This is a genomic window from Affinundibacterium flavidum (assembly GCF_014284175.1).
Classification (GTDB): domain Bacteria; phylum Pseudomonadota; class Gammaproteobacteria; order Burkholderiales; family Burkholderiaceae_D; genus Undibacterium; species Undibacterium flavidum.
Genome location: NZ_JACOGA010000011.1, coordinates 85,771 through 99,346, shown reverse-complemented (window position 1 = coordinate 99,346; position 13,576 = coordinate 85,771). Strand labels below are relative to the sequence as shown.

11 protein-coding genes are annotated in these 13,576 nt (G+C 45.9%); 5 read left to right on the top strand and 6 right to left on the bottom strand.

Features of this window, described 5'->3' with window-relative positions; all coding sequences use genetic code 11:
• Nucleotides 1-8 precede the first annotated feature (8 nt).
• The 5 genes from H8K55_RS12940 to H8K55_RS12920 all read right to left on the bottom strand — a co-directional run bounded on the left by H8K55_RS12940 (nt 9) and on the right by H8K55_RS12920 (nt 5,249).
• Nucleotides 9-2,309, bottom strand: a complete 2,301-nt coding sequence (locus tag H8K55_RS12940; protein ID WP_186942490.1) for a heavy metal translocating P-type ATPase — start codon at nt 2,307-2,309, stop codon at nt 9-11.
• Nucleotides 2,306-2,554, bottom strand: coding sequence for a heavy metal translocating P-type ATPase metal-binding domain-containing protein (locus H8K55_RS22055; protein WP_268978008.1), 249 nt, complete (start codon nt 2,552-2,554; stop codon nt 2,306-2,308). The genes H8K55_RS12940 and H8K55_RS22055 overlap by 4 nt, the downstream gene beginning before the upstream one ends.
• Before the next feature lie 463 nt (nt 2,555-3,017).
• Nucleotides 3,018-3,410, bottom strand: coding sequence for a Rieske (2Fe-2S) protein (locus tag H8K55_RS12930; RefSeq protein ID WP_186942488.1), 393 nt, complete (start codon nt 3,408-3,410; stop codon nt 3,018-3,020).
• Between the two features lie 83 nt (nt 3,411-3,493).
• On the bottom strand, nt 3,494-4,153 hold the full coding sequence (locus H8K55_RS12925; protein ID WP_186942487.1) for an HAD-IIIA family hydrolase: 660 nt from the start codon (nt 4,151-4,153) through the stop codon (nt 3,494-3,496).
• A 109-nt stretch (nt 4,154-4,262) separates the two neighbouring features.
• Nucleotides 4,263-5,249, bottom strand: a complete 987-nt coding sequence (locus H8K55_RS12920; RefSeq protein WP_408057974.1) for an RluA family pseudouridine synthase — start codon at nt 5,247-5,249, stop codon at nt 4,263-4,265.
• A 707-nt stretch (nt 5,250-5,956) separates the two neighbouring features.
• Here H8K55_RS12920 and H8K55_RS12915 point away from each other — a divergent pair.
• Entirely contained in the window at nt 5,957-9,127 is a 3,171-nt protein-coding gene (locus H8K55_RS12915) for an Rne/Rng family ribonuclease (protein WP_186942485.1), read from the top strand.
• A 33-nt stretch (nt 9,128-9,160) separates the two neighbouring features.
• Here the strand turns inward: H8K55_RS12915 and H8K55_RS12910 are convergent, their stop codons facing one another.
• The gene (locus H8K55_RS12910; protein WP_186942484.1) at nt 9,161-9,316 is read right to left on the bottom strand and encodes a hypothetical protein; all 156 of its coding nucleotides are present in this window, start codon (nt 9,314-9,316) and stop codon (nt 9,161-9,163) included.
• A gap of 29 nt (nt 9,317-9,345) precedes the next feature.
• Here H8K55_RS12910 and moaA point away from each other — a divergent pair, with 29 nt between their 5' ends.
• The 4 genes from moaA to H8K55_RS12890 all read left to right on the top strand — a co-directional run bounded on the left by moaA (nt 9,346) and on the right by H8K55_RS12890 (nt 13,568).
• Complete coding sequence (gene moaA, locus H8K55_RS12905) at nt 9,346-10,503, top strand: GTP 3',8-cyclase MoaA (protein WP_186942483.1); 1,158 nt, start codon at nt 9,346-9,348, stop codon at nt 10,501-10,503.
• Nucleotides 10,504-10,545: 42 nt separating this feature from the next.
• Nucleotides 10,546-11,193 (top strand): molybdenum cofactor guanylyltransferase MobA, encoded by a 648-nt coding sequence (gene mobA, locus H8K55_RS12900; protein WP_186942482.1) that lies wholly within the window; start codon nt 10,546-10,548, stop codon nt 11,191-11,193.
• Between the two features lie 61 nt (nt 11,194-11,254).
• The gene (moeA, locus tag H8K55_RS12895; RefSeq protein ID WP_186942481.1) at nt 11,255-12,532 is read left to right on the top strand and encodes a molybdopterin molybdotransferase MoeA; all 1,278 of its coding nucleotides are present in this window, start codon (nt 11,255-11,257) and stop codon (nt 12,530-12,532) included.
• Between the two features lie 340 nt (nt 12,533-12,872).
• Entirely contained in the window at nt 12,873-13,568 is a 696-nt protein-coding gene (locus H8K55_RS12890) for a substrate-binding periplasmic protein (RefSeq protein WP_186942480.1), read from the top strand.
• Nucleotides 13,569-13,576 lie beyond the last annotated feature (8 nt).

The window sequence follows — 13,576 nt, the reverse complement described above, 5'->3', positions numbered from 1 at the left end:
GAAAAATTTTACGTGGATCGCATTACATCATAATCAATCGGCTTGAGATTGAGCAAGCGCAGGCCATTCACCACGACCATCAAAGAACTGAGTGACATCCCAAGTGCAGCATGCCAAGGTTCTAGATAGCCAAGGACTGCCGCTGGTACTGCAATGACATTGTAAAGCAATGACCATGCTAAATTCTGCCGAATCAATCGATAGGCTTTCACTGCCAATTGCATACTAAAATTAAAATCACTAAGGCGATTAGACATCAATAAGCAATCGCTGCGCGTCTGAGAAATCGGCGCCCCTTGCCCCATCGCTACTGACACTTGCGCTAAGGATAATGCGGGTCCATCGTTCATGCCATCGCCCAGCATGGCAACCACAGCGCCCTGCTGTTGCAGATTCAAAATGTAATCATACTTTTGTGCAGGACTGAGTTCAGACTTAAATTCGGTGATGCCACATTGCGTAGCGATAGCAGTCGCCACCTCATTACGATCACCCGATAATAAGATCACTTTCTTTACTTGTTTTTGTAATTCGGCGATACAAGCAATTGCCTCATCACGCAGGCAATCTTCCATCACGAAATACGCCAAGATACGAGACTGATTCGCAAGTACAGATACTGACTGACTACGATACTCATCAGGAATTTGCCATGCAAGTTGCTCAAGGTCCTCAAGCATTTCCTTCACGTAATCGAGCTTACCAAGTCGGTACCAAGTACCGTTCAATTTTGCTGTAATCCCGGCACCTGCTTGTTCAAGGCTTGCTTCAACCTTTAGATCGGGACTTAAAACTACTTGAGTGACGTGACTGGCTTGCTGTTTAACAAAATCTTCGGTAATCGCTCTTGATGCGGGATGTAATGACATGCTGGCCAATAACGCAGCGATACTTTGTTGCTCAAAAATTGAGATATCTTCGTCGTGTAGATAAACAGTATGTAAGACTTTTAATTTTCCAAAAGTCAGGGTACCCGTTTTGTCGAAAACCACATGCGTCAAATTTGCAAGATTTTCAATTGCCGTTCCTTTCGTCACCAACATACCAAATTTAGCTAATTGTCCAATCGCTGCCGACATCACGCCCGGCGTTGCCAATGACAAAGCACATGGACAAGTCACCACCACCACACTGATGGCAATCCACAAGGCACGACTGGGATCAATAAAACTCCAGACGATCCCAGACAATATCGCAATCACCAAAATCGCGAATAGAAAACGACTGGCATGCTTATCTGCCAAAGCGAGCAAACGCGGTTTTTCTAAAGTCGCAGATTCCATCATCGCAATCAAACTCGCCAATTGAGTCTGATTGCCAACTTGTTCAGCCTGTATTACCAATGCGCTGTGCAAATTAATCGATCCGGCAATTACTTGGTCGCCAAGCTTTTTGCTGACTGGCTTTGCCTCTCCTGTCATCAAGGCTTCATCGCACTCACTGTGCCCGTCGATTACTAATCCATCACAGGGAATTTGTTCCCCTGCTGGGACTAGTAAATAATCTCCAACAACAATTTCATCCGGGCGACAATTTTGTATTTGCTCCAAAGACGGGTAGGCTAAAATTTTCTGCGCCACACTAGCGTGAATTTGAGTGAGCACTGATAATGCGGCTGAAGTTCTTCGTTTCACATTCTCTTCGATATAGCGCGCACCCAGCAACAAAAAAACGAACATGATGGCGGAGTCAAAATAGACCGCACCACCAAAAAAAGTCGCCCAACAGCTGGCAAAAAAAGTCAACAAGATACCTACCGCAACTGGCACATCCGTCCCGATAGTGCGATGTTTCAGATCACGCAAAGCACCACGAAAAAAGGGAATAGCTGAGAAGCCTATGACGGGGAGCGTGATAATCAAGCTGGCGATTTTTAATAGACGATCCAGATCGGGGCTCAGATCTCCATCAACTTCTGGCACAGGAACCAAGTACGCAGGAAAGGCGTACATCATGACTTGCATCATCGCAAAACCGGCGACAAAAAGACGCCACAGTGCGACTTTTTTTTCTTTCGCCTGATACTCACTTAGAGATTGATTCGCGGGAAAAGCAGCATAGCCCAGATCGACGATGGTCTGAATCACCTTTTTCAAATTGAGTTGCTCAGAGCGCCAACTCAATTGAGCTTTTTGTGAAATCGGATTGATCCGAAAAGATTCGACACCAGGCAATTGCGTGACGCTGAATTCAATCAATTGAATACAGGCAGCGCAACGAATACCCGCCACACTGAGCAATTCAGTTTGTAACTGTTCGCTGAATACAGACGATTCGCCTGCAGGTGGCTGCGCGCTCGCAGTCGTCATTCGAAGCTCGTGCTTTCGTTGAGTTGTTTAGCTTGCAGATAGTCGTCAATCAAGCCATTTTGTTGTATCGCGTTCAGTACGGCAAGGCAGCCATAGCAGCAAACTGGTTGCTGTACTTGTTGAAAAGTCGCCTTCAATGCGCCTTCTTTACGCATACTATCGCCACAATGAAAGCACAGACATTTCTCACGCTTAAAAAAACGCGAAAGATATATGCCATAAAATTGAGAAAGCGCTAATTGCATAAATAACCGAATTTCCTCACCATCATTCTTTGCATGATAGAGGACAACGCAGTTTTTTTCTTGATTTAACGCAAGCAAATTCAATAAAATCAATAAGTCTATTGTTTGCAAGGGAAAAATGAAAAACGATGGCGGTCAACCATCGTTTTTATCATATTGGGGCTTATTAGAAGCCTCTAAACCGAGGAAGATTCACCCGGTGATTTCTTCGTATAAATAGTACTCAACGTACAAAAATGACTTTCTACTTCACACATAACCGGTAAAAGTACAACACCGGAGCTCAAATGCCATTCGTCTGAAATACAAAAATATTTATGTATATTGACCTCCTCGTTTGAACCAGTTACGGCTTCAATATAGACGAGTCAGAGAGCAATAGAAAGAAAATTTTAACTATCTAAATGATTTGTAAGATTAAAGAAATCAAAGCCCAATAAAGTATACGCAAACACTTAGCTGTTTATACTTCAGCAGATTTTTCTGCAGCAATATCAGGTTTAGCAGTCAGGTAATCGTCAGGTTGCCAGTAAATTTTTCCATCCACTTCAGTGATATGTATTTTGCGCAAACGCCCTCCGCGGCATGGTCCTCCCGTGCAATGACCAGTTTCTGGAACATAAATCGCACCGTGAGTTGCACACATAATATACAAACCACTGCCTTCGAAAAATTCACCTGGCGACCAATCCAACTCAACTGGCACATGCGCGCATCGATTCAAATAGCCATGCGCACCGCCGTCATACCGTACCACAAATCCCGTCGCTTCATCAAAGCCAGCTAGCAGAGGGAAACGCACGCCCTTACCGCCCTCTTCCAATTCACTCGAATTACAAATAAAAATTGCCGTCATAAATCAATTTCCTAAATCAGCTTCTATTCGCTTGCCAACAATCAACTTTTCACATAAAACTTGGCTCTTGGGCACCTACACTCTTAAGCATTTTCGTTCAACCACTGATGCAAGTCCGCCACTTTTTTTGCCGAATATAAAGTTGGTACTGTCGCCAGTAGAGATGCTTCATGCGCGCCATATTCCACTGCAACCGCCGATGCACCAGCATTGGCCGCCATTAATAAATCATGTGTAGTGTCGCCTATCATCAAAGTCCGCTGCATATCTTGCCCCAACTCACGCGTCAATTCTTGCAGCATCGCCGGATGTGGCTTGGAAAAAGTTTCGTCAGCGCAGCGTGTAGCATCGAACATCGACAAGACATTCACGCTATTCATCGCACGGTTCAGTCCAACACGACTCTTACCGGTCGCAACCGCTAAGAAATAGCCTTGCTGCGCCAGATCAGTCAACATTTCCCTTACACCAGGAAACAAGGGCAGTTCATGGTCACGTACCAAATAATGATAACGATAACGCTCGACCATTTTGGGATAGAACTTAGGATCGACATCTGGCAACACCGCTTGCATCGCATCAGCCAAGGCTAGTCCAATCACGTGAGCTGCCGCTGCATCATCAGGAACTGGCAGTTGCAAATCTTTTGCAGCGGCTTGTATGCATTTAACTATGGTGACCGTACTGTCCATCAAAGTACCATCCCAATCAAACACGATAAAATCAAATAATTTTTTTGCCATATTTTCCTATTTTTATCAGCAAGTCTTCAATCTCGCCGCTAGTATTAACTTGTGCGGCTACGACCTCTGCTTATTTTTGTTTTTTCTACTTGGGCTTAACCAGAATCGTTTATGTCAGGCTTTGCAAAAATTTCTCACATTCTTTTGGCAATGGTGCATTCAAAGTCATTTGTTTGCCCGTTTCCGGATGCGTAAATGTAATTTGATGCGCATGCAAAAACATGCGTTTTAATGCACCACGGCTATCAGTCGCTTTGAGTAAGGCACGGTTCAAAGCAAAGTCACCATATTTATCATCACCTGCAATCGCAAAACCGCTGGATGATAAATGCACGCGAATCTGATGGGTGCGACCAGTTTTTAGTTCCGCTTCCAACAAAGCAAAATCCGTATATTTTTTCTTCAGCGTAAAAACCGTGTGAGATTCCATGCCATCGGCTTGCACGCGCACGCGACGCTCGCCATCCGCTGTCGTATATTTGTGCAAAGGTAGCTTGATATGCTGACGTTGGTTCTTCCAATCACCGGCAACCAAGGTCAGATAGCGCTTATCGGTATGCCCGTCACGCATTTGCTCATGAAGATTTACCAATGCGGAACGTTTCTTTGCTAACAAGAGCAATCCTGAAGTTTCGCGATCTAATCTATGAACCAACTCCAAGAACTTCGCATCAGGACGTGAAGCACGTAATTGCTCAATGACGCCAAAACTAACACCTGAACCACCATGCACGGCCACGCCAGCAGGTTTATCGATAATTAACAAATGACTATCTTCAAACACAATCGCGAATTCTGCTCCAGGGACATGCGACGTCTCTTTCTCCGCAATACGCGTCGGTGGAACACGTACAATATCCCCCTCTTTCAAGCGGTATAACTGATCGATTCGGCCTTTATTAACCCGGACCTCACCAGACCGCAAAATCCGATAAACATGACTTTTTGGCACGCCTTTGCAGATACGCAACAAAAAGTTGTCGATACGCTGGCCTGCATCCTCTTCCGTGATGGTAATGAGTTGCACTTGAGCAAAAGTTTGCGCGTTGGTCTGTCCATCAACAATTTTGGATGGTTTTTGAGGTATTCCACCCATATTTATCGCTAAGTCCTTCATTTTGAATATATAATCCCTGAGGCTTGAGCTAACAAAGCTTCAGCATGTGTAAGAAAGACGACTATTCTACACAGGGGCGTGTCTATCGGCCTCGCCATTTTGCAAATTCGATAGAAAAGATGTGTATGCACATCGTTTTACAGGTCAAGGTTGCAACCAATTGTGGCAATCGGATTGATGTAAAGCGATTTGGATCAGAAAGTTTGAAAAATAAGGATAAGTCTGGCAAGAGATGCGAATTGACATAAATTCGCTGGCTTGCCGGTTGATGGTTTTAGAAACACCGGTCGATTTCGTCATTCGTGATGTAGTTAAATTGAACTGCACCTGATTTGACACTAATGATATTAGTAAGTTGCGCATCGCCTGAATGATTATTAGCTTGATGTACTTCTGTTTCGCCTGCAAAGATGGCGGAATGCAAGCCAGAATACTCGGAGACATGTGCACTCGCCCCAGGTAAAAAACCATCCGCGCCAAGCGCACAAGTGAATTAATTGATTTCCCAGAATGATTCCAGCTTTATGCTGATCGCTCTTAGGATTATTTTTTATATTTCTTTGTGCCAGTGGCATTTCCCGCTCCCTCAAACTCTCCGCTCTCGCATACATCCAATGTAAGCACGCCACTATTGTTCAGCCGAGCTGACGCTAGTGATATATGGCTTTAATGCCATGGAGAAAAATATGAAACGTATGCTGTTTAATGCTACGCAGCAAGAAGAGTTGCGCGTAGCGATTGTCAATGGGCAAAAACTGATTGACATCGATATCGAAACCACCGGACGCGAACTTCGCAAATCGAATATCTACAAAGGTGTTATCACCCGTATCGAACCATCCTTAGAAGCCTGTTTCGTCAACTATGGCGAAGAACGTCACGGCTTTTTACCATTCAAAGAAGTCGCTCGCAGCTATTTCAAAGAAGGCATAGATGTCCGCAATTCATCGATCAAAGATGCTTTGCGCGAAGGCCAAGAAATTATCGTTCAAGTAGAAAAAGAAGAACGCGGCAACAAAGGCGCGGCTTTGACTTCCTTCATTTCTTTGGCGGGCCGTTATCTGGTTTTGATGCCAAACAACCCACGTGGTGGTGGTGTCTCCCGTCGCGTTGAAGGCGAAGATCGTCAAGAATTGCGCGAAACCATGGACAAGCTGGACTTGCCACAAGGCATGTCCGTCATCGCACGTACCGCTGGTATTGGCCGCAATGTCGATGAATTGCAATGGGATCTCAACTACCTGATGCAACTCTGGCGCGCGATTGATGGCGCTGGTAAATCTGCACAAGGCGCTTTCCTGATCTATCAAGAATCTTCTTTGGTGATCCGTGCGATTCGCGATTATTTCCAACCAGATATCGGCGAAATCCTGATCGATACTGACGATATCTACGAACAAGCCCAGCAGTTTATGAGCCACGTGATGCCCGATATGGTGCACCGTGTAAAACGCTACAGCGATGACGTGCCATTGTTCTCTCGCTTCCAGATCGAACATCAGATCGAAACCGCGTACTCACGCACCGTGCCTTTGCCATCAGGCGGCGCGATTGTGATCGATCATACTGAAGCCTTGGTGTCAGTCGACGTCAACTCCGCGCGCGCAACTCGTGGTGGCGATATTGAAACGACTGCTTTCAATACGAACTGCGAAGCAGCAGAAGAAGTTGCACGTCAATTGCGTTTGCGTGATTTGGGCGGTTTGATCGTGATCGATTTTATCGACATGGAAAATGCCAAAAATCAACGCGAAGTTGAAACCCGCTTGAAAGATGCATTGCGCTATGACCGCGCTCGCGTGCAAATGGGCAAAATTTCCCGATTCGGCTTGATGGAATTGTCCCGTCAACGTCTGCGCCCTTCTCTGTCTGAAGGCAGCCATGTGACATGCCCACGTTGTAATGGCACTGGTCACATCCGCGATACAGAATCCTCCGCTTTGCAAGTCCTGCGTATTATTCAGGAAGAAGCAATGAAGGAAAATTCAGCAGCAATCCACGTCCAGGTACCGGTCGACGTTGCGGCATTCTTATTGAATGAAAAACGTGGCGAAATCCTCAAAATTGAGAACCGTCATCGCGTCACTGCGATTTTGATTCCAAACAAACATTTGGAAACGCCGCACTACAAGCTCGATCGTTTGAAGCACGATGATCCACGTCTGGAAGAAGCTCATGTCAGCTATGCGATGGCAGAACAGGCAGACACCGACATCGGTTACAACAAACGTCAAAAAGACGAAGTAAAACCGCGTCAAGAAGCAGTTGTAAAGAGCATCACACCTGAAACAGCACCGATCGTTGAGCGCAAACCTGCGCCTGTTGCCAGCACAGCAAAAGAAGCTTCTGGCGGCGGTTTGTTTGCTGGTATCGCCAAATTCTTCAGTTCGATTTTTGGCACTAGCGAAAGCAAAACGCCAGTCGCAGAAGAAAAACCAAAACACGGTCGAGATAGAAATGATCGCAATCGCCAACGCAACCGTGGTCAAAACGGCCGCAATGGTCGCAATGGTCGCAATGCGAACGGTTCTGAGACAGAGGATCGTCCAGCTAACCCTAATAGCAATCCCAACAGCAACCAAAACCGTGCTGAAAAAGATTTGAACAAACCTGCGGCCAATGAAGCCAATCAACAGGCACGTCAAAACAAGCAAGCACGTCCTCCGCGTGAAGAAAAAGAAGGACAGGAAACGCAAGGTGGTCAAGGTCGTCGTGACCGTCAACAACGTCAGCGTGATGCAAAGAAAGACAGCAATAACACTGAAGTAAAAGTCGAAGAGTTAGCAAACACTGCATCGGCAGCGATCACTGCACCTGCGTTGAACAAGCCGAAAAATCAAGAAGCTCAAATCACAACTGGCGCAAATGAGCAAGATGGTGCGGAGCCACAAGCAGAAGAAGGTCGTCGCCGCCGTCGTGGTGGTCGCAATCGCAATCGTCGTGACCGCAATGGTGTTGAAAATACTGAGATCAACGCACAAGTTGAAGCAAATGGTGAGGTCAAGCAAGATACAGCGCCACCATTCATACCTGTTGCTGATTTGATGATCAATGCACCTGTAACTACGGATGCAGCCCCAGTTCAAACGAGTTTTGATTTAGCACCAACTACTGCCGCTGAATCTGCGGTTGGATCTACAGTTGAAACTGTTGCTGTGGCTGTTGCTGCTCCGGTTGTCGAGTCAGCTCACGCACCGGTTGCTGCACCAGCAGTCGCAGTAAATACGACGACTGTGACTGAATCAGACGCGTCGATTCAATTGCAAGCTGCAATCACAGAATCGACAGTTACTTCCGCAGTCAATGAGGTCGTAGCCGCCGAGCCAGTACAAGCTGATGCAGTTGTACAAGATACTGGCATTTCCTCATCGGACAAAGAAACAGCTACCGCCGTGCCAGTCATTCCTTCTGCAATTGCGGTGACAGAAGCTATGTCAGAAGCGATTCCAGCTGATGCAGTACCAGCTGAAACGGCACCGACTGTTGCTATCAATCAAACATTGCCAATGTTTGCGGAAACTGTCAGCGTGAGTCCATCAGCACAGGTAGAAACAACAATCGCGACTCCGGTGCATGTTGAAACATCTGCAACCGCACAAGTGCAAGCTGCAACACAAGAGCCTGTAGTAGCGCCAGTAACAACTCAAGCTGCGGTCAAAGTAGCAACGCCAGTCGTTGATCTGAACAATGTCTTAGAACAAGCTGGATTAGTGTTGGCGAGCACAGATCCGGCCAAGTTAAAGGCAGCACAAGAAGCCTCGACACAAGCGCAAGTTGCGCCACGTCCAGTACGTGAACGCAAAGCGCCAGTTGCGGTATCAGATGAGCCTTTAGTCATGGTAGAAACTAAACGCTAAGCAAAATAGTATCCACGCCTACAACGTGGTCGCTTAAGCAAAAAACAGCCCAGCACAAAATGTGACTGGGCTGTTTGCATTTTGCACCCAAGGAATTTGAGCACAGTCAAATCGGCTCATAACAAAATATTGCGAGGCATGATATTGTTGCGCAATCGCCTTCTTACTTTTCTTTTCTATTCTTTTCAAAGAGTCACTCTTCAAAGAGCCAGCATCCAATGAGCGACAAATTTATCCCCATTCAAGCCACATCGTCATCGCCTAATGATCGCCATGTCAATTGGGATACACTGGCGCCGTTACGTGAGCCGAGTGGACTATTACAAGACCGTTTACATCGACCACTACATGACCTGAGAATATCCGTCACCGACCGCTGCAATTTTCGCTGCACCTATTGCATGCCGAAAGAAATTTTCAATAAAGATTACGTTTATTTACCGCAAACAGATCTACTTAGTTTTGAAGAAATTCTCAGAATCGCCAGCATGTTTGTTGCTCACGGTGTGAATAAAATTCGCCTAACCGGCGGCGAACCTTTACTCAGAAAAAATCTAGAAGAATTGGTACAGATGCTTAGCACATTAAAGACGAATGACGGCCAAGCGATCGATCTGACCTTAACGACCAATGCCGCTTTGCTGGCAAAAAAAGCACAGAGTTTGAAAGACGCTGGACTAAGTCGAATTACGGTTTCGCTCGATGCGCTCAACGATCGTATATTTAAGCAAATGAATGACGTCGACTTTCCAGTTGAACAGGTACTAGAAGGAATACAAGCAGCCGAGGCTGCAGGATTTCATCAAATCAAAATTAATATGGTGGTCAAGAAAAGTGTGAATGCGCAAGAAATTATTCCTATGGCGCGCTACTTTAAAGACACTCCTCACATTTTGCGATTTATTGAATTTATGGATGTCGGCTCATCGAATGGATGGCGCATGGACGAAGTAATGACATCACAGCAGATCCTGCAAGATCTGGAACAAGCCGATATGCCCCTGATTGCACTGGCACCAAATAGCAGTAGCGAAACCGCGACCCGCTATCGCCATGCGAATGACAAAGGCAATGACAACGGCAAAGGCGAAATAGGTTTTATTTCCAGCGTCAGCAAAGCATTCTGTCGCGATTGCAGTCGCGCCAGACTCTCAACTCAAGGTATGCTCTACACCTGCCTATTTGCCACTCAGGGACACGATTTACGTCAGCATTTGCGTAACCCAGAATTGCAGCTAGCAAACCTCAAAATATCCAATCTCATAAAATCAATTTGGGAAACTCGTGAGGATCGCTATTCGGAATTGCGCGGCCTTGGCGATAAACACGCGTCACCACTTCAGCAAAAAATTGAGATGTCGTATATCGGTGGCTGACGCCATGTTTTTCAAAACTTTCTAATCTATTCCATAGCGCGCATGCAAAATACTATTCCCATCGAACAAATTTCTGGCTTAATTCTGGCAGGCGGTCGTGGCATGCGGATGGGGCAAGTCAATAAAGGTTTGCAAATCTTCCAAGGTGAACCGATGGTGAGCCATGTATTGCGTCGTCTATCACCGCAAGTATCTCAAGTAAGTATCAATGTGAATCAAGATACCGAACAATATTCCAAGTACCTCTGCCCTCTGATTCCTGATGCGATACCTGACTATGCAGGCCCCTTAGCCGGTTTGCATGCAGGCCTCCTACTCTGCAAGACTACCTACCTAGTAACTGCGCCCTGCGATTCCCCTTTCCTACCCGTAGACCTGGTGAATAGGCTGGCACAAGCATTATGGGAAACACGGGCACAGTTAGCGGTTGCAGTAACACCTGAAGAAAAAAACGGACATATCACCTGGCAACAACAGCCAGTATTTTGTTTGGTCAAATCCGACCTAGCGCAAGATCTCGAAGCGTTTCTACGCAATGGTGGGCGCAAAGTAAGTGACTGGCACGCACAGCTGAAAGTAGTTGAAGTGCGTTTCGAAGATACATTAAGTTTTCGTAATATCAATACGCGTGCAGAGCTTGAACAATACAATAGCTCTCATGTGAACTTGAACGAACTTAAGCCAACCTAGCGCAACCAAGTTCAACTAAGCCAACGAAACCGGAACAATCAACTTTTCAAACAATTTCCAAATGAGCACTTCATCCACGCCTATCAATATTGTCACGAGCGACAATCAATTTCTTTCAGTTGCTCAAGCGCAGCAGTTTATTCAGGAAAAATTAACCGAAATCTCAGATGTTGAGATTGTGTCCTTGCGTTCTGCACTGGGGCGTGTGCTGGCGGAAGATATTTTGTCGCCAATTAATGTACCCGCGCACGACAACTCCGCCATGGATGGTTTCGCTTTTGATAGCACGCAATTAACTCAAGGGCAGGCCTTGAATTTAACAATCATCGGTGAGGCACTTGCCGGCCATCCCTACACTTCAATAGTTCCTGCGGGAGCTTGTGTACGTATCATGACGGGCGCGGTGATGCCAGTGTCTTGCAATACCGTGATACCACAAGAGTTAATTAAGCAAACTGAGGAAAACTCAATCGCAATCCCAGCCAATTCTGTGCGGACAGGTGATAATCGGCGCTTGTGCGGCGAAGACCTGCAATACGGGAAAGTTGCTTTGCCCAAGGGTAAGCGCATTCAGCCAGCAGAATTGGGGTTAATCGCGTCTCTTGGGATTGAATTTGTGACCGTAAAACGACGACTCAAGATTGCTTATTTTTCCACAGGTGATGAGGTTCGTTCCCTTGGAGAAAAATTGGATGAAGGCTGCATCTACGATAGCAATCGTTACACAGTATATGGAATGCTGACGCGACTTGATTGCGAGATCATCGACCTGGGCGTGATTGCAGATCATCCCGAGGCATTGGAAATTGCCTTATGTGAAGCCTGTGCGCGAGCTGATGCGATTATCACCTCAGGTGGTGTATCCGTTGGTGCAGCAGATTACACGAAACAAGTCATGGCAAAATTAGGGCAGGTTTCTTTTTGGACTATCGGTATGCGTCCCGGCCGCCCTATGGCATTTGGACAGATTCAATCACAAAATAAATCAGCGTACTTATTCGGCCTGCCCGGCAATCCTGTCGCGGTGATGGTCACATTCTATTTTTTTGTCAAACAAGCGCTGCAACAGTTAGTCGGGGAGAAAGGCGAACAAGGCTTGCTAATCCCAGCCAATTCACGCCATGCTATCCGCAAACGCCGTGGCCGTACCGAATACCAACGTGGCATTGCCAGTCGCAATGCACAAGGCTTACTAGAAGTACAAGTTACGGGTTCACAAGGGTCAGGCGTGTTACGCTCTATGTCTGAAGCGAACTGTATGATTGTGTTAAATGATGAGCAAGGAGATATCTCCGCAGGGCAAATTGTTGATATTTTGCTGTTTGATGGCTTAGTTTAGTAGCTTACTTTAGTAGCTTAGTTTGAAGAGTTGATTTGACAGCATAGTTTGAACCACACAACAGTTTTGATAACTAAATCCTAGTGAAAGCGGTTTTGGTCCAAAGAATCGACCAAGTTCTTAACCAATCACAACATTCAGATTTATAATTACGATACGGCAATTTTTTCACCTTTTAAGCGCAATGGGACAATTTTACGACGTACACTTTTTATCCCATCGCTTACCGCAAATCAAGTGGAGCTTCCGGATCAGGCACCTCGCCTGCTGTGCACAACTATTCATAGCTGCAATGCTGATATGCGGCTTCGTCACACAAAGCGCAAACGCGCAAACCAAAGTGCCACTCCTATTTGGCGAAAATCGTAACGAAAAAGGTGATCTGAATCCCATTCCAGAACGCTTTACGCGTGTCTTTTCTACTATAGAAAAAGATTTATCCATTCAATTTCAATTACAAATTTATCCGTGGAATCGTGCCGTCAAAATTGCGAGTACCGAAGGCGGATTAATTTTTGGACTCAGTATCACACCAGAGCGCGCCGAAATATTTAGCTTTTCTGATCCAGTGGTTTATCAATATTTGTGGTTGGTAACGCGCTCAGATACGCAATTTGAATTCAAATCCTTACAAGACCTGAAAGGTAAAACCATAGGCGTGGTCCGAGGATCTAAATATGGCGGCGAATTCGATCAACAAAAAAATATCCTATTTAAGACAGACGATGACATTGATGCCTATGGGACGCGCTTGAAAAAATTAAGTAATCGACAAATCGATGCCATCATTTTTTCCAGCCCGATCACAGAGGCTAAGGAGGTCGAAAAAATCGTCAACGCAATCAAAATTCCGACAGAAAATGAGGCCGTTCCTGCAACTCAAGCGCGTTTCGCAGTATTGCCAGTTCCCGTGCTACGCGATGGCATTCGCTTCGCTATCTTGCGTGGGCAAAACGAAAAACTGATTGAAGGTATCAATCGTACCTTGAAGAGAATCAACCCACCGCCGAAAAGCACTAAGAAAAAAAGCCGTTAGAGGCGAAT